The 20,383-nt window shown below is 57.6% G+C and carries 18 protein-coding genes; 10 read left to right on the top strand and 8 right to left on the bottom strand.

Going from position 1 to position 20,383, the window contains the following annotated elements:
• Window positions 1-12: 12 nt before the first annotated feature.
• Both greB and ABLU86_RS18955 read right to left on the bottom strand, forming a co-directional pair.
• Window positions 13-486 carry a transcription elongation factor GreB gene (gene greB / locus ABLU86_RS18960; protein ID WP_015703675.1) on the bottom strand — a complete coding sequence of 158 codons (474 nt, stop codon included), beginning with the start codon at window positions 484-486 and terminating at the stop codon, window positions 13-15.
• Window positions 487-571: 85 nt separating this feature from the next.
• Window positions 572-1,330, bottom strand: a complete 759-nt coding sequence (locus ABLU86_RS18955; RefSeq protein WP_015369365.1) for a FadR/GntR family transcriptional regulator — start codon at window positions 1,328-1,330, stop codon at window positions 572-574.
• 234 nt (window positions 1,331-1,564) lie between these two features.
• Here ABLU86_RS18955 and ABLU86_RS18950 point away from each other — a divergent pair, with 234 nt between their 5' ends.
• From ABLU86_RS18950 to envZ, 9 genes are all read left to right on the top strand, one after another.
• Entirely contained in the window at window positions 1,565-2,305 is a 741-nt protein-coding gene (locus tag ABLU86_RS18950; protein ID WP_015703673.1) for an SDR family oxidoreductase, read from the top strand.
• A 35-nt stretch (window positions 2,306-2,340) separates the two neighbouring features.
• A complete protein-coding gene (locus ABLU86_RS18945) occupies window positions 2,341-3,192 on the top strand; it encodes a fumarylacetoacetate hydrolase family protein (protein WP_015369367.1) in 852 nt (283 codons plus the stop codon).
• Complete coding sequence (locus tag ABLU86_RS18940) at window positions 3,189-4,484, top strand: L-fuconate dehydratase (protein WP_047054568.1); 1,296 nt, start codon at window positions 3,189-3,191, stop codon at window positions 4,482-4,484. Before ABLU86_RS18945 ends, ABLU86_RS18940 begins: the two co-directional genes overlap by 4 nt.
• Window positions 4,471-5,322 (top strand): amidohydrolase family protein, encoded by an 852-nt coding sequence (locus ABLU86_RS18935; protein WP_213193534.1) that lies wholly within the window; start codon window positions 4,471-4,473, stop codon window positions 5,320-5,322. The genes ABLU86_RS18940 and ABLU86_RS18935 overlap by 14 nt, the downstream gene beginning before the upstream one ends.
• The gene (locus tag ABLU86_RS18930; protein WP_042893919.1) at window positions 5,306-6,082 is read left to right on the top strand and encodes an SDR family oxidoreductase; all 777 of its coding nucleotides are present in this window, start codon (window positions 5,306-5,308) and stop codon (window positions 6,080-6,082) included. Before ABLU86_RS18935 ends, ABLU86_RS18930 begins: the two co-directional genes overlap by 17 nt.
• A complete protein-coding gene (locus ABLU86_RS18925; RefSeq protein ID WP_348796418.1) occupies window positions 6,079-6,435 on the top strand; it encodes an L-rhamnose mutarotase in 357 nt (118 codons plus the stop codon). Before ABLU86_RS18930 ends, ABLU86_RS18925 begins: the two co-directional genes overlap by 4 nt.
• Before the next feature lie 31 nt (window positions 6,436-6,466).
• The gene (fucP, locus tag ABLU86_RS18920) at window positions 6,467-7,690 is read left to right on the top strand and encodes an L-fucose:H+ symporter permease (RefSeq protein WP_020077794.1); all 1,224 of its coding nucleotides are present in this window, start codon (window positions 6,467-6,469) and stop codon (window positions 7,688-7,690) included.
• A 341-nt stretch (window positions 7,691-8,031) separates the two neighbouring features.
• Window positions 8,032-8,751, top strand: coding sequence for a two-component system response regulator OmpR (gene ompR / locus ABLU86_RS18915; protein ID WP_001157751.1), 720 nt, complete (start codon window positions 8,032-8,034; stop codon window positions 8,749-8,751).
• The gene (gene envZ, locus ABLU86_RS18910; protein ID WP_015369373.1) at window positions 8,748-10,109 is read left to right on the top strand and encodes a two-component system sensor histidine kinase EnvZ; all 1,362 of its coding nucleotides are present in this window, start codon (window positions 8,748-8,750) and stop codon (window positions 10,107-10,109) included. The genes ompR and envZ overlap by 4 nt, the downstream gene beginning before the upstream one ends.
• A 59-nt stretch (window positions 10,110-10,168) precedes the next feature.
• Here envZ and pckA read toward each other — a convergent pair whose 3' ends face one another.
• From pckA to ABLU86_RS18885, 5 genes are all read right to left on the bottom strand, one after another.
• Entirely contained in the window at window positions 10,169-11,788 is a 1,620-nt protein-coding gene (gene pckA, locus ABLU86_RS18905) for a phosphoenolpyruvate carboxykinase (ATP) (RefSeq protein WP_015703667.1), read from the bottom strand.
• Between the two features lie 357 nt (window positions 11,789-12,145).
• Entirely contained in the window at window positions 12,146-13,024 is an 879-nt protein-coding gene (gene hslO / locus ABLU86_RS18900; RefSeq protein ID WP_348796417.1) for an Hsp33 family molecular chaperone HslO, read from the bottom strand.
• A 26-nt stretch (window positions 13,025-13,050) separates the two neighbouring features.
• A complete protein-coding gene (hslR, locus tag ABLU86_RS18895) occupies window positions 13,051-13,452 on the bottom strand; it encodes a ribosome-associated heat shock protein Hsp15 (protein ID WP_045413199.1) in 402 nt (133 codons plus the stop codon).
• Entirely contained in the window at window positions 13,449-14,132 is a 684-nt protein-coding gene (yrfG, locus tag ABLU86_RS18890; protein WP_015703664.1) for a GMP/IMP nucleotidase, read from the bottom strand. The genes hslR and yrfG overlap by 4 nt, the downstream gene beginning before the upstream one ends.
• A gap of 60 nt (window positions 14,133-14,192) precedes the next feature.
• Complete coding sequence (locus ABLU86_RS18885) at window positions 14,193-16,322, bottom strand: intracellular growth attenuator family protein (RefSeq protein ID WP_015703663.1); 2,130 nt, start codon at window positions 16,320-16,322, stop codon at window positions 14,193-14,195.
• Window positions 16,323-16,607: 285 nt separating this feature from the next.
• Between ABLU86_RS18885 and nudE the strand changes: the two genes are divergently transcribed.
• The gene (gene nudE, locus ABLU86_RS18880) at window positions 16,608-17,168 is read left to right on the top strand and encodes an ADP compounds hydrolase NudE (RefSeq protein WP_015703662.1); all 561 of its coding nucleotides are present in this window, start codon (window positions 16,608-16,610) and stop codon (window positions 17,166-17,168) included.
• 638 nt (window positions 17,169-17,806) lie between these two features.
• On the opposite strand, the gene mrcA is transcribed toward nudE, so the two are convergent.
• Window positions 17,807-20,365 carry a peptidoglycan glycosyltransferase/peptidoglycan DD-transpeptidase MrcA gene (gene mrcA / locus ABLU86_RS18875; protein WP_032707309.1) on the bottom strand — a complete coding sequence of 853 codons (2,559 nt, stop codon included), beginning with the start codon at window positions 20,363-20,365 and terminating at the stop codon, window positions 17,807-17,809.
• Between the last annotated feature and the right edge of the window lie 18 nt (window positions 20,366-20,383).

Raw genomic sequence — 20,383 nt, 5'->3', positions numbered from 1 at the left:
AATGTTCCGGCGCTATTTCACGTATTCAATTTCATTGACGTACCAGCTGGCTTCGCCCGCCGGGGTGTTAACGATAGCCAGGTCGCCCACCTCTTTCTTCAGTAAAGCGCGCGCCATTGGCGAATCGATAGAGATATAGTCTTTGCGGCCGAAGATTTCATCGTAGCCGACAATGCGAAAGCGCTTGGTATCACCATCGTCGTTCTCGATTTCCACCCACGCGCCGAAGAACACTTTGCCTTCCTGCTGCGGGGAATAATCGACGATTTTGAGATTTTCCAGACACTTGGTGAGATAACGCACCCGGCGGTCAATTTCGCGCAGGCGCTTTTTATTGTACTGATAATCGGCGTTTTCACTGCGGTCGCCAAGACTCGCCGCCCAGGTCACTTTCTTGGTGACTTCCGGGCGCTCTGTACGCCACAAGTAATCCATCTCTTGCTTCAGTTTTTCATACCCTTCACGGGTGATCAGCGGCGTTTTCATCTGTGGTTCATCCAAAATAATCTCGTCCTGCCGTACCTTAACCAGCCGTTTCGGCAAGGTAAAGCGGTGGGCGCAGAAATCGCGGCTACTGGCTGCGGGTAAAAATGGTAATCACCTGATCAATATGATTTTTCATTGCTTTCTTTGCCGCACGGACGTCGTGGGCCTCAATGGCTTCAAGGATCGCGCGATGCTCCTGTTCCGAGCGATGCGGCATATCGTCCGGCGTATAGTGGCGCTGCAGCATGCGGAACATACTGCCGTAGCGGTGGCCGAGCAGGTGGCCGATGATAAACGCGTACGCCGGGTTGCCGCTGGCCTGAGCGATACGGATATGGAACAGGCGGTCGCCGGGATGGGTGGTCGAACCGGCGCGGTTATCGCGACAGTTTTGCTCAAAGGCCTCGCGGATAGCGGCCAGCTCTTCGGGGCTGGCATGACGCGCCGCCAGCGCGGCGGTTTCCGGTTCGATTAACAGGCGCGCCTGCAGCAGAGAAAAGGGCGGTAGTTCGGCGTTAAAATCGAGGTCTATGTTGAGTTCGTCGTCGATCTCCGTCCACTGGTCGCGACCGGCCTGCGCCATCACCGGCTCTTTGGTGGCGACGAGCGGCGTTTGCGATTTGACGATTACCCCGTTGCCGACGCGCACGTCCACCAGGCCAATCACCTCCAACGCAATCAGCGCTTCGCGTACCGATGCGCGGCTGACGTTCAATTGCTGGGCTAAATCTCGCTCAGACGGAAGACGACTGCCGGGCGGAAATTCGTTGTTCTCAATTAATCGCTTGAGTTGGTCTGCTATCTGTCTGTAAATCCTTGGGTTTTCCAGTCTGGTAATCGGCATGTTTCACCTTTGCTCATGCGATAGACAGTGATAAAGCGCACAAATATTGGCCAGCACACTTGAGTGTTTGTTAGTCGAGTGTAATTAATTGGTTAACCAATGTGCCGTTTGTGGCCGTTTTTGCAACATCTAAGCTTCACGATAGCGGGTTATGCCTGACTTGTCATGCGAAAGGTCAGGCCTTTGACTACCACCAATGGCCTGACCATTAGTCCTTTAGACCAGGGGAGAGAAATGGAACTAACCGGAAAACGCGTTCTGATTACCGCCGCAGGGCAGGGGATTGGCAACAGCTGCGCGCGGCTGTTTGCCGCCGCCGGCGCGGAAGTGATTGCCAGCGATATCAACATTGCCGGATTGAGCGATATCCCCGGCGTACAGCCGCTGCAGCTGGATGTCACCCGCGCGGATGCGATTGCCGCCGCCGCGGAAACGCTGGGCCCGCTGGATGTGTTGTTCAACTGCGCCGGGGTGGTGCATAGCGGCAGCATTCTTGAATGTAGCGAGCGGGAGTGGCAGTTCGCCCTCGATCTGAACGTCACCGCCATGTTCCACACGATTCGCGCCTTTTTGCCGGCGATGATCGCCCGCGGCGGCGGCTCGATTATCAACATGTCATCGGTAGCTTCCAGCGTGAAAGGAGTACCAAACCGCTTCGCCTACAGCGCCAGTAAAGCGGCGGTCATTGGCCTGACCCGCTCGGTAGCGGCGGATTTCGTCACCCAGGGCATTCGTTGTAATGCGATTTGTCCGGGCACCGTCGATTCACCTTCCCTACGCGGACGTATTGCCGAGCAGGCGCGCGAGCAGGGGCTGAGCGAAGAGGCGGTTTATGAGGCGTTTGTCGCCCGCCAGCCCATTGGCCGCATCGGCAAGCCGGAAGAGATCGCCCAACTGGCGCTGTACCTGGCTTCCGACGCCAGCGCCTACACCACCGGCACGGTGCAGATTATTGACGGCGGTTGGAGCAACTAACCGCGCGGCGCTTTATTTCACTATCAGGAAAACGCATGAAATTACTTCGTTTTGGCAATCCCGGCAGCGAGCGTCCGGGCGTACTCGATAACGACGGCCGCCTGCGCGACCTGTCGCAATATATTAGCGACCTGCGCGGCGACGCGCTGCTGCCGGAGAGTCTGGCGCGTCTGCGCCAGCTGGATCTCTACAGCCTGCCGCTGGTTGAAGGCAATCCGCGTATTGGCGCCTGCGTTGGCGGTATCGGTAAGTTTATCTGCATCGGCCTGAACTATGCCGATCACGCCGCGGAGACCGGCGCCGATATTCCGCAGGAGCCGGTGGTATTCAGCAAGTGGACCAGCGCGGTGGTTGGCCCAAACGACAACGTGATTATCCCGCGCGGTTCGCAAAAGACCGACTGGGAAGTCGAATTAGGGGTAGTGATTGGCAAAGGCGGGCGCTATATCGACGAGCGCGACGCCATGCAGCACGTTGCTGGCTACTGCGTGATTAATGACGTCTCCGAACGTGAGTATCAAATTGAGCGCGGCGGCACCTGGGATAAGGGCAAAGGCTGCGACACGTTCGGGCCGACGGGCCCCTGGCTGGTCACCGCCGATGAAATCCCCGATCCCAACGCGCTTAACCTGTGGCTGGAGGTCGACGGCAAGCGCTATCAGGACGGCAACACCCGCACCATGATTTTCAAAGTGCCCTATATCATCAGCTACCTGAGCCGCTTTATGAGCCTGCAGCCGGGCGATGTCATCTCCACCGGTACGCCGCCTGGGGTGGGTATGGGCCAGAAACCGCAGCCGGTTTATTTACGCGCCGGCCAGACTATTCGTTTGGGCATTGAAGGGTTGGGCGAACAGCAGCAGCTGACCGTGGAGGACAAACAATGACGCAAATTACCGCCCTGCGGGTAGAGGATATTCGCTTCCCCACTTCGCAGCAGTTGGACGGCTCCGATGCGATGAATCCCGACCCGGATTACTCCGCCGCCTACGTGATCCTCGAAACCGACAATCCTAAGCTCACCGGTCACGGGTTGACCTTCACCATTGGCCGCGGCAACGAAATTTGCTGCGCGGCGATTCAGGCGCTGGAGCATTTAATCGTCGGCGAGCAACTCGAGACGATCGCCGCCGATATGGGCACCTTCTGGCGGCGCTTTACCAGCGATAGCCAGCTGCGTTGGATTGGCCCGGACAAAGGCGCGATTCACCTGGCGACCGGCGCGGTGGTCAATGCGGTGTGGGATCTGTGGGCGAAGGCCGAAGGCAAACCGGTCTGGCGACTGGTCGCCGATATGAGCCCGGCCGAGCTGGTGCGCTGTATCGATTTTCGCTACATCACCGACTGCATTACCCCGGAGGAGGCGCTGCGCCTGCTGGAAAGCCGTGAGGAGGGCAAAGCCCAGCGTCTCGAACAGCTACAGGCGCAGGGTTATCCGTGCTACACCACCTCAGCGGGCTGGCTGGGATACGGTGATGAAAAACTGCGTCGCCTTTGTCAGCAGGCGGTGGACGCCGGTTTCTCGCATATCAAGCTGAAGGTCGGGCGCGATATTGAAGATGATATCCGCCGCGTGCGCATTGCCCGGGAAGTGATTGGCCCCGAGCGGAAATTGATGATTGATGCCAACCAGGTATGGGAAGTGGACGCCGCCATTCCATGGGTCAAAGCGTTGGCCTTCGCCAACCCGTGGTTTATCGAAGAGCCGACCAGCCCGGATGATATCGAAGGCCACCGCAAGATCCGCGAAAACATCGGCGCGGTGAAGGTCGCCACCGGCGAGATGTGCCAGAACCGGATTATGTTCAAACAATTCATTATGCGCGGCGCGATTGACGTGGTGCAGATCGATGCCTGCCGGTTAGGTGGCGTCAACGAAGTGCTGGCGGTGATGCTGATGGCGGCGAAGTACAACCTGCCGGTTTGCCCGCACGCCGGCGGCGTCGGGCTGTGCGAATACGTCCAGCACCTGTCGATGATTGACTACCTGTGCATCGCCGGTACCCATGAAGGGCGGGTGATTGAGTTTGTTGACCATCTGCACGAGCACTTCCTGCACCCTTGCGAAATCCGCGGCGCAGCTTATATGCCGCCGCAGGCGCCGGGCTACTCGATTGAAATGCATCAGGCTTCTATCGAGCAGTACCGCTACCGTGGAGAAGCGCATGTTGCGCATTGACGCCCACCACCACTACTGGCGCTATCAGCCACAGGATTACCCGTGGATTGATGACGACATGCCGCAACTGCGCCGGGATTTTTACCCCCCGCAGCTCCAGCCGCTGCTGGCGCAGCACCGGCTCGATGGCGCGGTGGTGGTGCAGGCGCGTCATGATGAAAACGAAACCGCCTGGCTGGTGGCGCAGGTTTCTCAGGCGGTTGGCGTATGCGGCGTAGTGGGCTGGCTGGATATTACCGCCGCGGATCTCGAGGACAAGCTGACGCAGTGGCGCGACCAGCTGTGCGGGTTGCGCCATCAGGTGCAGGATGAAGCCGATCCGGCAGCGTGGCTTGAGCGCGAGGCGGTCTCGCGAGGAATGCAGCAGTTGCAGCGCCAGGGCTATAGCTGGGATCTGTTGGTTACCCATCGTCATCTCGCGGCGGCGGCACGCTTTGCCGCCCGCCACGATGATCACTGGCTGGTACTCGACCATTTCGGCAAGCCGGATATCGCGCGCGGCGCGGCCCATTGGGCCGAACAGGCGCGGCCGCTGGCGGCGCTACCGCACGTGGCGCTTAAGCTTTCTGGTCTGGTGACCGAGGCCGCGGGCGGATGCTGGACCGAGCAGCAACTGCTGCCTTTCTTCGACGCCGCGCTGGAGCTGTTTGGCCCGCAGCGGCTGATGTTTGGTTCCGACTGGCCGGTATGCCTGCTGGCGGCGGAGTACCGCCAGGTTTACCAGCTGTGCGAAACGGCGCTGGCCCCGCTGACGGAAACGCAGCGGTCAGCTATCTGGGGCGGCACTGCCTGTCGGGTTTATGGTTTAACGGAGGCGAAGCGTGGATCTATTTCTTAAAGACAAAGTGGTTATCGTCACCGGCGGCGGCTCGGGGATCGGCGCGGCGGTAACGCAACTGCTGGCGGAAGAGGGGGCGGTGCCGGTCATCGTCACTAACGCCCAGCCAGAGCAGGGGTTTATGGATAGGCTGAAGCAAATCGCGCCGCAAAGTGAGCTGATTATCGCCGACCTGTGCCAGGAGGCTGAATGCGCCAGGGCGGTGAGCCAGGTGCTGGCGCGCTTTGGTCGTATTGATGCGCTGGTGAATAACGCCGGAGTGAACGATGGCGTAGGGCTCGAGGCCGGGCGTGAGGCGTTTCTCGGATCGCTTGAAAAAAACCTGATCCACTACTATCAGATGGCCCACCTATGCCGCGAAGCGTTAGAGGTGGCGCGGGGGGCTATCGTCAATATCGCCTCGAAAACCGCGCTCAGCGGCCAGGGCGGCACCAGCGGCTATACCGCGGCGAAAGGGGCGGTGCTGGCATTAACCCGTGAATGGGCGGTATCGCTGCGCGAGAGCGGCGTGCGGGTCAACGCGGTGGTGCCGGCAGAAGTGCTGACGCCGCAGTACCAGCGCTGGATAAATACCTTCCCTGACCCGCAGCGGCAGATGGCGGCGATTAACCAACGCATCCCGTTGGGCAAACGCATGACCACGCCGGAAGAGATCGCCAATACCGTGGTGTTTCTTATCTCCTCGCGTGCGTCGCACACTACCGGGCAGTGGCTATCGGTGGACGGCGGATATTTGCATCTCGATAGGGCGCTGTCATGAGCGTTACCGCCGCGCGGCGGCGACTGTGTCAGGCGTTGGATTTGGTCGATTCGGCGGAGAAAATTGCCGAATACCAGCGTCTGCATGAACGTATCTGGCCGGAAGTCGCCGGGCATCTGCGCGCCCATGGCGTGCTGGATATGGAGATTTACCGGCTTGGCACGCGGCTGTTTATGGTGATGGAGGTCGCCGGGGATTTCGATGGCGAACGCTTTGCTCAGCACAGCCTGAACCACCCGGTCATTCAGCGCTGGGAAGCGCTGATGTGGCAATACCAGGTTACCACCCCCTGGACGCCGGCAGGCGAAAAATGGGTGTCGATGGAGCGCATATTCTCTTTGCAGGATCAATAAAACAACTCTGTACTCTACTGAGGATCTCACCATGCTAGTGAATAAAACGGCGGAGCCGCTGGCGGCCCGCGCCGGGGCGACCCCTAATCTGCGCTGGGCATTTATGCTGGTCACCAGCCTGTTCTTTATGTGGGGGCTCTCTTACGGCCTGCTCGATGTTCTCAATAAACATTTTCAGGAGACCCTGCACGTCACCAAAGCGCAGTCCGGTTTACTGCAGGCGGCCTATTTTGGCGCCTACTTCCTGGTGGCGCTGCCCGCCGGCTACTTTATGGATAAACGCGGTTATAAAGCGGGGATCCTGGTCGGCTTGTGCCTGTATGCGCTTGGCGCGCTGCTGTTTGTGCCGGCGGCGAGCGTGAATAGCTTTGCGCTGTTCCTGTTCGCGCTGTTTGTGATTGCCTGTGGATTAGGTTGTCTTGAGACCGCGGCGAACCCTTATGCGACGGTACTTGGCGATAGTAAAGGCGCCGAGCGGCGGTTGAATCTGGCGCAGTCGTTTAACGGACTGGGGCAATTTATTGGCCCGCTGATCGGCGGCACGCTGTTCTTTTCAGCTACTCAGGGCGATACCGGCGATCAGAGCTCGGTAAAAATCACCTATGTCGCTATCGCCGTGCTGGTGCTGGCCATCGCGTTGCTGTTCCGCCGCACGCCGATGCCGGATATTCGCGAAGAGGAGGGCAGTCAGCAAGAAGCGGCGCAGGGGCTGTGGCAGCATCGCCACTTTACCGGCGGGGTTATCGCCCAGTTCTTTTATGTTGCCGCGCAGGTCGGCGTGGGTGCGTTCTTTATCAACTATGCGACCGAGCACTGGCATGGCGTGACAAACCAGCACGCTTCCTATCTGCTGTCGATTGCGATGATTAGCTTTATGGTCGGTCGTTTCTTCAGTACCTGGCTGATGGGGCGGGTGCAGGCGGCGACGCTGCTGATGGTGTATTCGTTGGTCAATATCGTGCTCTGCGGTCTGGTGATGATGAGTATCGACGGCGTGTCGGTGGTGGCGCTGATTGCGGTCTTCTTTTTTATGTCGATTATGTTCCCGACCATTTTCGCGCTGGGCGTTAAAAATATGGGCAGCCATACCAAACGCGCCAGCTCGTTTATGATTATGGCCATCGTCGGCGGGGCGATTATGCCTTACTTTATGGGGGCGCTGGCCGACCGCTACAGCACCGCGCTGGCCTATGGGTTGCCGCTGCTATGCTTCCTGGTGGTGCTGTGGTACGGCATGAGCCAACGACGCGCGTAAGCGGCAAAATTAGCTAAAAAGGCGGAGGAGACCCTCCGCCTTTTTCTTTTTTGTCGCGCCGGTGGTAAATTTTGCTCAGAATGACGGGTTTACCCTAAATAATTCGAGTTGCAGGAAGGCGGCAAGTGTGTGAATCCCCAGGAGCATAGATAACTATGTGACTGGGGTGAGCGCACGCAGCCAACGCACGTGCAACTTGAAGAATGACGGGTATAAATTGCTGTTTAATATGCTTTGTAACAATTTCGACTAGAATATATACCAGATTTGGCTGGTCGTATTAGCGTGGGTTTTTAAGAATACGCACTAACGATTGCAGTGAACCTTTGGGAGTACAAACAATGCAAGAGAATTATAAGATTCTGGTTGTGGATGACGACATGCGCCTGCGCGCGCTGCTGGAACGTTATCTGACCGAGCAGGGCTTCCAGGTTCGTAGCGTGGCGAACGCTGAACAGATGGATCGCCTGCTGACCCGTGAATCCTTCCACCTGATGGTGCTGGATCTGATGCTGCCGGGCGAAGATGGTTTATCTATCTGCCGCCGTCTGCGTAGTCAGAGCAACCCGATGCCGATCATTATGGTGACGGCGAAAGGGGAAGAAGTGGACCGTATCGTGGGCCTGGAAATCGGCGCCGATGACTACATTCCTAAACCGTTTAACCCGCGTGAACTGCTGGCCCGTATCCGCGCCGTGCTGCGCCGCCAGGCGAACGAGCTGCCGGGCGCGCCATCGCAAGAAGAAGCGGTGATCGCTTTTGGCAAATTTAAACTGAACCTCGGCACCCGCGAGATGTTCCGTGAAGATGAGCCGATGCCGCTCACCAGCGGTGAGTTCGCGGTATTAAAAGCGCTGGTTAGCCATCCGCGTGAACCGCTGTCCCGCGATAAGCTGATGAACCTTGCCCGCGGCCGCGAGTACTCGGCGATGGAGCGTTCCATCGACGTACAAATCTCCCGCCTGCGTCGCATGGTGGAAGAAGATCCGGCGCATCCGCGCTACATCCAGACCGTTTGGGGACTGGGCTACGTCTTCGTGCCGGACGGTTCTAAGGCATGAAGCGCGTGCGTTTTTCGCCGCGAAGCTCATTTGCCCGCACCCTGTTACTGATCGTCACCCTGCTGTTCGTCAGCCTGGTGACGACCTATCTGGTGGTGCTGAATTTCGCGATCCTGCCGAGCCTGCAGCAGTTTAACAAGGTGCTGGCATACGAAGTCCGTATGCTGATGACCGATAAACTGCAGCTGGAAGACGGCACCCAACTGGTGGTTCCGCCGGCGTTTCGCCGCGAAATTTACCGCGAGCTGGGGATTTCGCTCTATTCCAATGAGGCAGCGGAAGACGCAGGCCTGCGCTGGGCGCAGCATTATGAATTCTTAAGCCAGCAGATGGCGCACCAGCTTGGCGGGCCGACCGAAGTGCGGGTTGAGGTCAACAAAAGCTCGCCGGTGGTGTGGCTGAAGACCTGGCTGTCGCCGAATATCTGGGTGCGGGTACCGCTGACTGAAATCCATCAGGGCGATTTCTCGCCGCTATTCCGTTATACGCTGGCGATAATGCTGCTGGCCATTGGCGGCGCGTGGCTATTCATCCGTATCCAGAACCGGCCGCTGGTCGATCTGGAGCACGCCGCGCTGCAGGTCGGACGTGGGATTATTCCGCCGCCCCTACGCGAATACGGCGCGTCGGAAGTGCGTTCGGTGACCCGCGCCTTCAACCATATGGCCGCCGGGGTCAAACAGCTGGCGGATGACCGTACGCTGCTGATGGCCGGGGTCAGCCACGATTTGCGCACGCCGTTGACGCGGATCCGGCTGGCGACGGAGATGATGGGCGAACAGGACGGCTATCTTGCCGAGTCGATCAATAAAGATATCGAAGAGTGCAACGCCATCATCGAGCAGTTTATTGATTACCTGCGCACCGGCCAGGAGATGCCGATGGAGCTTGCGGATCTCAATGCCGTGTTAGGCGAAGTGATCGCCGCCGAAAGCGGCTACGAGCGGGAAATCGCCACCGATCTGCAGGCCGGAGAAATTCCGCTGCGTCTGCATCCGCTATCGATTAAACGCGCGTTAGCCAATATGGTGGTGAACGCCGCTCGTTACGGTAAGGGCTGGATTAAAGTCAGCAGCGGCAGCGAAGCCAGCCGTGCCTGGTTCCAGGTGGAAGATGACGGCCCGGGAATTAAACCGGAACAGCGCGAACATCTGTTCCAGCCGTTTGTGCGTGGCGATAGCGCCCGTAGCACCAGCGGCACCGGGCTGGGGCTGGCGATAGTGCAGCGTATTATCGACAATCATAACGGTCGCCTGGAGATTGGCACCAGCGAACGCGGCGGCCTGCTGATCCGCGCCTGGTTACCGATTCCGGTGCATCGCGCGCTGTCGCCGGCGAAGCCTGCGAAAGAGAGTTGATTAGCGTATAAAAATAAAAAAGCCGGGCATCGCCCGGCTTTGTTGTCTCTGTGACCTGATTAACGCTTCGGACCGGCCGCAACCAGCGCAGCGCCGGCCGGGGTATCGGTATATTTCTCGAAGTTCTCAATAAACAGTTTCGCCAGCTGATCGGCTTTCTCCTGCCACTGCTCCGGAGAACCGTAGGTATTACGCGGGTCGAGGATATGGGTATCGACGCCCGGCAGCTCGGTTGGGATCTGCAGGTTGAACATCGGCAGGGTGAAGGTTTCGGCGTTATCCAGCGAACCGTCGAGGATGGCGTCGATAATCGCGCGGGTATCTTTAATTGAGATACGTTTACCGGTACCGTTCCAGCCGGTGTTGACCAGGTAAGCCTGGGCGCCGGAAGCCTGCATGCGTTTCACCAGCACTTCAGCGTACTGCGTCGGGTGCAGCGACAGGAACGCGGCGCCGAAGCAGGCGGAGAAGGTTGGGGTCGGCTCGGTGACGCCGCGCTCGGTACCGGCCAGCTTGGCGGTAAAGCCAGACAGGAAGTGGTACTGAGTCTGGTCAGCGGTCAGGCGTGAAACCGGCGGCAATACGCCAAAGGCATCGGCGGTCAGGAAGATAACCTTGGTGGCGTGACCGGCTTTCGACACTGGCTTAACGATATTTTCGATATGGTCGATCGGGTAGGAGACGCGGGTGTTCTCGGTCTTCGAACCGTCATCAAAATCGATGGTGCCGTCAGCCCGTACCACGACGTTTTCCAGCAGCGCATCGCGGCGGATCGCGTGATAGATATCCGGCTCGTTGGCTTCCGACAGCTTAATGGTCTTCGCATAGCAGCCGCCTTCGAAGTTAAATACGCCGTCATCATCCCATCCGTGCTCGTCATCGCCAATCAGGCGGCGCTTCGGGTCGGTGGAGAGGGTGGTTTTACCGGTGCCGGAGAGGCCGAAGAACACGGCGACATCGCCTTTTTCGCCGACGTTAGCGGAGCAGTGCATCGAAGCGATGCCCTGTAGCGGCAGCAGGTAGTTCATGATCGAGAACATCCCTTTCTTCATTTCGCCGCCGTACCAGGTGCCGCCGATGAGCTGGATGCGCTCGGTCAGGTTGAAAGCCACGAAGTTTTCGGAGTTCAGACCCTGCTCTTTCCACTGCGGGTTGGTGCACTTCGCGCCGTTCATGACGATAAAGTCCGGCTCGAAGGCTGCCAGTTCTTCTTCGCTCGGGCGAATGAACATGTTCTTAACAAAGTGTGCCTGCCAGGCGACTTCAGTAATGAAGCGCACGCTGAGGCGGGTGTCGGCGTTGGCGCCGCAGAAGGCGTCGACGATAAACAGGCGTTTGCCCGACAGCTGGTGAGTCACCAGGCCTTTCAGGTGCTGCCAGGTTTCCTGGGAGAGCGGCTTGTTGTCGTTCTTGCCATTGCCTTTATCAGACCACCACACGGTATCGCGAGTGGTATCGTCACGGACGATATATTTATCTTTCGGCGAACGGCCGGTGAAAATGCCGGTATCGACGGCGATGGCGCCAAGATTGGTTAATACGCCACGCTCATAACCTTCCAGTTTCGGGTCGAGCTCTTCCTGATACAGCGTATCGAAGCTCGGGTTGTGGACAATTTCCTGGACGTCATTGATACCGTAAGCCTTGAGATCCTGCGGGGTTAAACTATTAACGCGCATGTCACTGCTCCTTAGCCAATATGTACTGCTTTAAATTGTAGGGTTTCTTTCAGGGAATAGACCGCGACCAGGCTCATAGATTTACGTATCTCGACAAACGCCTTTCTTACGAAAAACACAGTGACTCCTGTCACGAAGTGCGCGTGATTATCTCAGGAAAACGGCCGCAGGTGGCGATAGATGTTTCCGAATGGTTAAAAAGTAATTAAAAAAACTGCTGAAATGTGAATGTAATCGCTTTCTTGAAAGAAAGTTACGTAACTCTTTCAGTGAAAATCGATTCAACACGCGGTCGAAATAATTGACGCCAGGCGCGGCGGGCCAGAAAAACCCGGCAACGCCCGGCGAGAAGGGCGATTAGTGTACCTGCGGATCCGCCGGCGAGGCGTTATTGCGGATCTCGGCGATATCCATCGCGTTGAACAGATAATGATTACCGCAGTAGTCGCAATGCATATCAATTTCGCCTTCGTCGGCGAGGATGCTGTCGACTTCTTCATCCGGCAGCGTCTTCAGCGCATCGGCGCAGCGCTGGCGAGAACAGGTGCATTTGAACTCGACGTCTTGCGGGTCGTATACCGTCACCTCTTCCTCATGGTACAGGCGCCATAATACATCGGTCGCCGGCAGGGTGAACAGCTCTTCCGCCTTGATGGTCTCGGTCAGGGTCGCCAGATGCTCGAAGTCGTTAAGCTGCGCGTCCTGAGCCGGCATCACCTGCAGCAGCATGCCGCCAGCCACCGCTTTACCGTCGTGCTCGCCGGTACGAATGAACAGTCGGGTCGGCAGCTGTTCGGAACGCTGGAAGTAATCTTCCAGGCATGCCGCCAGGGTATCGCCTTCCAGGCCAACAACGCCCTGATAGCGCTCGCCTTCCTGTGGAGAGATGGTAATGACCAGGTAGCCGTTGCCAACCAGCGTTTTCAGGTCCGCGCCTTCCGGGATTTCACCCTGAACGCGAGCGACGCCGCGCAGCTGCTGCTGGTTATTGCCGTTGATCACCGCCAGCGAGAGCGGGCCGTCGCCCTGCAGCTGAACGGTAATATCGCCGGCGAACTTCAGCGTGGCGGTCAGCAGGCTGGTGGCGACCAGCAGCTCCGACAGCACGGTTTTCACCGGCTGCGGGTAGCTATGGTTGGCCAGGATCTGTTTCAACGTGTCCGATACGGTGACCAGTTCACCGCGCACGGCATAGTTTTCAAACAGATAACGATGTAATTGATCGTGTTGAGTCATAATCATCTCTCTTGCTGGCGGCAGCGCTATTCGCTGTCGCCGTGTTTAAATCTCATCAGGTCGCGGCGCTCTTTTTTGTCCGGACGTCTGTCTGGGTGCGGCATCGTTAGCGCATTCAGCTTACGCGCCAGCGCCACTTTTTCGCGTTTCTCGATACTTTCCGCCGTCTCTTCGTACAGCATAACGGCTTCGCTGGCTGGCCTGCGTTGTTCGGTAACGCTTTTGACGATAACGGTACGCTCATCGTTGCCCTGACGCAGGGTCAGGGTGGCATTCAGCTCGACGATTTTGCTCGGCTTACTACGTTGTCCGTTGTAGTGCACTTTGCCGCCTTCAACCATCTCGCGCGCGATGGCGCGGGTTTTATAAAAGCGGGCTGCCCAAAGCCATTTGTCCAGCCTGACGTTTTCTGCGGGCTTATCTTTCATGGCCTCTCCTCCGGAGTCAGGGAAGGGATCAGCCGCCGGTAATCGTTCACGCCGGGATGGCGGGTATACTGTTTTTCCGCCAGGCCTGAATCCGGATTGGTGACGCCCAGGCAATAACGAATACCGAACTGCGCCGCCGCGTCCAGGATAGCCTCGCTGTCATCGACAAACAGCGTTTTGCGCGCATCAAGGCCGGTTTCTTCCGCCACCGCGCGCCACAGGCGCTGATCCTCTTTCGGATAACCAAATGTGTGGGTGGAAAGTAATAAATCAAGGTGCGCGTCCAGACCGGTGTGCTTGAGCTTCACCGCCAGATTATGCGGGTGCGCATTGGTCAACAGGATGCGGCGCTTGCCGCTGGCCCGCAGCGCATCAAGGAATGGCACGGTATCTTCCCGCAGTTTTGCCCGCGGCCCCTGCTCGCTGGTCATCGCACAAATATCCAAACCCAGTCGCTCGCTCCAGTAATCAAGACAGTACCAGTTTAGCGTATGCTGCACGGCGTGATACTCCTGATGCATTGCCGCTTTGGCTTCCTGCAGGTTGAGTCCGCGCGCGGCGCCCCAGGTTTCCGGGACCAGTTTTTGCCAGAAGTAGTTGTCGAAGGCGAGGTCGAGCAGCGTGCCATCCATATCCAGCAGAACGGTATCAACCTCCTGCCACGCGATATTGATTTGCATGGTGAGTCTCCAGCGAGGGGGGAAATGCGCGACAGGGTATCACACCCTGCCGCGCAGGAATTAATCTTGATGATCCGGGGAAGGGATGAGAACCGGATTCAGGCAGCTTTCATAATATTTTTGAATTTCTTCCATGCGCTGACGCTGGCGCTGATAGCGGCGGATCGCCTGCACGCCGTGCCACGACATACAGCCAAGCATCGCCAGCAGCAGCAGAGTGGTGCCAAGATAGCGCCACAGCCCGCTGCGATCGGGAATGCGGTGCAGGTTGATATGCTGGGTGCCATTGGCGTCGGTATAAAGATTGGTGACAATCCCCTCCGCATGGAATGGTGTATGCATCAGCATACCCGCCAGACGCTGTAGCTCTCCCCACTGCTCGTGGGCGGGATAATCGTACAGGCTGATAGCCGGCCACGGCTGATTGACCAGTTCGCTGCCTTCATCGCTGGCGATCAGGAATCCGCCAGGCGCCGGGCTATTTAGCGCCTGCGCCGCGCGGGAGGTTTCACGCATCACAAACGGCGCGGTTGAGGTGGTCACCAGATTCTCCAGCGATTCGGCGCTCACCGGCCGCAGCAACACGTTTACCCCATCGAGCTTACCGGCGGTGGCGCGTTTGGTTAGCGCTTCCCAGTTGCGGGTATTGCCAAGGTTGACCAGCGCGTTCTTCAGACGCACGCAATCATCTTTCGCCGAACAGAGCTCGTTGGTTTTCAGCACGATATCGCCGAAGTCATCCAGCAGTACCATTCCTGATTTTTGAATTGCCGAACGTAATGCCGGGCTAACGTGTGAATCGTCGTCCGGGTCAGGATGCAACTGGCGCTGTACCGCCTGGACCAGCGCCGTGGCTTTACCGACGATATCGGACTCCGGCAGCGGCAGGGGAGGCGCATCGTTCCAGATGATCTGAGAACAATCGAACGGCGTAAACGGTGAGGCTTCTTTCGCGCTCCAGGCGCCCGGCGTACGGATGTTGCACATTCCGGTACCTTTTAACTGCAGCGTGTCGCCGATGCGGACTTTCGCCTTCTCAAGCTGGCCGACGGTGGTGGCTTCGATGGTCTGCGCCCCCTTAAGCCAGGAGAGCGTGAATTTAAAGGGCATATTCAGCGGGACGCTAATCCACAGCATGATGACGACCAGCAGCGCGCCGGCGGCGATAATCGCGCTGCGTAGCCAGTACTGCAGCGGGAAGTTTTTCACTTCATCGTGCAGCGACAGGAAGCGCCCCTGGCGAACCACATGGCGGTTAAGATAAATATCAATATCGGTTTGCTGCCCCAGGTCCTGGGCGATCCACGGTTGCCAGTGGCGCGGATAGATAAGGTCGATAATCCCCAGCGAAATATTATTGACGTGTTCCTGATCGTTCTCGCCAAACAGTCCCCAGCGTTTCGGCATTCCGCGCAGGCAGTGGATCTCGCGTAGCGAACCGGCCAGCGGCGGCGCATAGATGCCCCATAAGCCCGCTGCCAACAACAGTACGCCGCCGCCGAGCAGCCACGGCGCAAAGACGTCAGGGGAGATCAGGCAGCAATAGAACAGCAGGAAGGCTGCGACGATCATAATCCCTTCGCGCAGGCTGTCAGGACGGCTGAGAGCATGCTCTTCCTGAGTTTCCTGGCGGATGTTCAGCAGCTCGACCTGCTCGCTCTCCTCACCGCGAATCGACGCCTGGGTAGCCGATGCGCGTTCAAGCGCGTAGCTGCGGGCTTCCTGCGGATAGTCGCGCAAGGTGTGGTCATTGAGAACAATCACCAGCGGCAGGCTGTCGGTTGGGATCAGCGAGACGCTGTTCTCGTCGTTGATATGCTGTTCCCAGAACGGCGGCAGGTGAACCTCCACCGAGTCGAGGAAGTAGCGCCATTTGTTTGGCTCATCAGACGAAATGCCATAGCGGGTGACGGCGCGGGTGACGGTATAAACGGTGTCGCTCTGCTCATTCAGTTTCAGGGCGACAGGCGCGACGCTGGCGCCGGTCGCCGGTACCTGTTGCGACTGGCTGAGGCCATCGAGATACTTTTCGACCGCCTGGCGTTCATCATCAGAAAGCTTGCGGGTCGTCGCGTCGCTAAAGGCTTGCAGTAAGGGGAGGCGACGACGTCTGGCATGAGATCGATACCACCACCCGATAAGCAAGACACAGAGTAGCAGAGCTGTGAAAAAGGTCAGAAAGGTGCCCATGCCCATCCCATCGTCATAGTAATTTTAATTGTTTATCGGCACATGTTGTCTAATGCAGGAAATTTTATTGTGCAATGCAGCAGCATGTAAGCTTATCAAAAACGGGAAAACTCAGGAATCGGTAAATTCTCAAAACAAATTCAACCTATTGACTTTTTTATCTTTATGAATCTTTGCATTGCAAGCAAAACGTTGCAACTATGTAAATTAGTGGCAATTTGGATTGCCGAAACCGTGCTGCGTATCGCACAATGACTTCTGTAATCACAGCATAGACCGATGACAATGAGCAAATCATTACAAAAACCCACCATTCTCAACGTTGAAACGGTAGCGCGTTCGCGTCTTTTTAATGTTGAAAGCGTGGACCTGGAGTTCAGCAACGGCGTGCGTCGCGTTTATGAACGCATGCGGCCCACCGCGCGTGAAGCCGTAATGATTGTGCCGATTGTTGACGACCACATTATTTTAATCCGCGAATATGCGGTCGGTACCGAATCCTACGAATTGGGTTTCTCCAAAGGGCTTATCGACCCCGGCGAGACGGCCATGGAAGCCGCCAACCGCGAGCTGAAAGAAGAGGTGGGTTTCGGCGCCCGTCAATTGACCTTCCTGAAGAAGCTCAGCATGGCGCCATCTTATTTCTCCAGCAAAATGAACATTATGGTGGCGGAAGATCTCTATCCGGAATCGCTGCCGGGCGATGAGCCGGAACCGCTGCCGCAGGTGCGCTGGCCGCTGTCGCAGCTGATGTCGCTACTGGAAGAAGAAGACTTCAATGAAGCGCGTAACGTCAGCGCGCTGTTTCTGGTGCGTGAATGGCTACAGGCGCAGGGGCGTTTGTAAGCGGCTAACTGGAAACGTCGCTGGCGCTTTACTGATGGTGAGGAAAACGAGAGTTATGCCAAACCTGGTAAGTGAATAATTGAAACGGTTATACAAGATACTATTATCAGTTTGCGATTGATTCGGTTCGGGCAAAACGGTTGTTTTCTGTCGCTTCCGAACACATTGCGCTCCCGATTTTTCTTCTGCTTTATGTCTCTCATAGCGCAGGGAGCGCACAGAGGGCGGCCAGTCGCCGCCGCCCTCTGTACTCCCGGGCTCTGGCCGCCAAAATCGCCACTTCGTGGTTCCTTCGACTTATCCCGGCAGGCTTCGGGTCGGGCCGAGGCAGAGTCCCTGCAAATCACGGCCCTCAGCCCGCATCCATGCGGGCTGCCCCGGCCTTCCGGGAACGTCTCAGCGATTTTGAGGCTATCAGCACCGGCAGTTTCATCCAGCGTGGTGAAGAAATTAAAGGCTGGTCGCACGAACGGTAGGCCGGATAAGGCGCAGCCGCCATCCGGCAAAAAAGCCAATGTATTCTTTGTCAGCAATAAAAAAACTGCACCTTACTTCGTTGGGTATCCAACTTTTTGGGTGCAGTTCATTTCGGTGGTTTTTTTGCTGCTCTCAGGCCACCTTTTAGAAGGTGGCTTGCATTAGAACAACTCGTGGGTTTCGCCACCGCTATCGGTAATGGTGGTGCCAACTTCGCGCACCGCCTGATGGGTAGGCTGCGTGCCCTCGATGAAGTACTCGGCGCGGCTGTTGCCGCCGTTAGCCAGTTGACCTGTGCTGCGGTCGATATTCACCGTCACAATACCCGGCGGCGGCGTTAACGGCTCTTCCGGCACGCCTTCCAGTACCCGTTTCATAAAATCATCCCAGGCCGGTTGGGCGCTTTTAGCGCCGCCTTCATAACCCGAAATCTGATCTTTAATCGCGCCGGAAGCGGTGGTACGGCCCAAATCGCGGCGGTGGTCATCGAAGCCGATCCACACCGACGTCACGACGCCAGGACCGTAGCCGGAGAACCACGCGTCTTTTGAGCTGTTGGTGGTACCGGTTTTGCCGCCGATATCATGACGCTGCAGGTCGCGGCCCGCACGCCAGCCGGTGCCCATCCAGCCCGGTTCGCCGAAAATATTGGTATTCAGCGCGCTCTTAATCAGGAAGGCCAACGGCGTGTTGATGACATGCGGGGCATACTCCGGCGCGCCGCTTTGCGCGACCAGCGACTGATTAGCCTGCTCAAGCTGCGGCTGCGGCGGAACGTCGCCGTTTTGCGGCTCCTGAGAGGTGGCGACCTCTTCAACATCCTGGTTTTCCAGCACATTGGATTTCGGCGTATCGCCGTAGATCACCGGCGAATTACACTGCGGACAGGCGATCTTAGGCCGCTCTTCAAACAGCACGCCGCCCTGATCGTTCTCAATCTTGCTAATAAAGTACGGATTAATCAGGAAGCCGCCGTTGGCCATTACCGAATAGCCGCGGGCGACCTGTAGCGGGGTAAAGGAAGCGGAACCCAGCGCCAGTGATTCGGTATGGACGATGTTCTGCGCCGGGAAGCCGAAACGCTGCAGATACTCTGCCGCATAATCGACGCCCATTGCGCGCATCGCGCGCACCATCACCACGTTCTTCGACTGGCCTAATCCCTGACGCAGACGAATAGGGCCGGCGTACTGCGGCGGCGAGTTTTTCGGCCGCCAGTCGGAGCCCGCGCCGGCATCCCAGCGGGAGATCGGCACATCGTTAAGCATACTGGCGAGGGTTAAGCCTTTGTCCATCGCCGCGGTATAAAGGAACGGCTTGATATTGGAGCCAACCTGACGCAGCGCCTGGGTAGCGCGGTTGAACTTACTCTGATTGAAGTCAAAGCCGCCGACCAGAGCGATAATCGCGCCATTTTGCGGGTTGATAGATACCAGCGCGGAGTTTACTTCCGGCACCTGCGACAGCCACCATTTGTCGCCCTCTTTGCGCACCCAAATTTGCTGCCCGGTCTGAATGACGTCGGTCACTTTGCGCGGCGTCGAGCCTTGTTGCGTATCGGAAACGTAGCGACGCGCCCAACGGACGCCATCCATCGTTAATGCCACCGACGTGCCGTTGCCCAGCAACGCGACCGCTTCCTGCGGGTTCGCGGAGGTGACTACCGCCGGGGCCAGCGGGCCGACGCCCGGCAGTTTTTTCAGCGTATCGAGGATTTTTTTGTTATCCCACGGGGTCTCGCCAACTTTCCACAGCACATTGGCCGGGCCACGATAGCCGTGGCGCATGTCGTAATCGAGCACGTTTTTACGCACCGACTGCTGGGCGGCCTGCTGGTTTTTACGCGTGATGGTGGTGTAGACGCGATAGCCGTCTTCGTAGGCCTGCTCGCCGTAGCGGTTGACCATCTCCTGACGCACCATTTCGCTCAGATACGGGGCGGAGAAGGCGATTTCCGGCGTATGGTAGCTGGCGTCAATCGCTTCGCTGCGCGCCTGATCGTACTGTGCCTGAGTGATATAGCCTTCGCTTAACATTCGCGACAGCACCACGTTGCGACGCGCGGTCGCGCGGTCCAGCGAATAGAGCGGGTTAAAGGTGGAAGGCGCTTTCGGCAGACCGGCGATAACCGCCATTTCGCTCAGCGTCAGCTGATCGACTGATTTACCGAAGTAAACCTGCGCGGCGGCGCCGACGCCATAGGCACGGTAGCCGAGGTAAATTTTGTTGAGGTAAAGATCGAGAATTTCGTCTTTATTCAGCAGCTGTTCGATGCGGATTGCGAGGAAAACTTCTTTGATCTTACGCGTTATCGTTTTTTCCGGACTGAGGAAAAAGTTACGTGCGAGCTGCTGAGTGATGGTACTGGCGCCCTGCGAGGCATGGCCTGAGAACATCGCCACGCTGGCGGCGCGGAAAATCCCCACCGGATCGACGCCATGATGCTCATAGAAGCGGCTATCTTCAGTCGCGATAAACGCTTTTATCAGCTCCGGCGGCATCTGCTGCAGAGTGACGGGGATGCGGCGCTTTTCGCCATATTGCGCAATAAGCTCGCCGTCCGCGCTATACACCTGCATCGGGATCTGCAAGCGCACATCCTTTAAGGTCGCGACATCGGGGAGTTGCGGCTCTATAAATTTGTAGAGGCCATAAATCGAGCCTGCTCCCAGCAGAACGCAACAAACTGCAAGGATAAAAAGATACTTTACGAACTTCACCGGAGAATTCCCATTTAG

This window comes from Klebsiella sp. JN_Kp121 (assembly GCF_040062145.1).
In the GTDB taxonomy this organism is placed as follows: Bacteria; Pseudomonadota; Gammaproteobacteria; order Enterobacterales; family Enterobacteriaceae; genus Klebsiella; species Klebsiella aerogenes.
The sequence above is the reverse complement of the archived record's forward strand: the minus strand, read 5'-3'. Positions and strand labels throughout refer to the sequence as shown.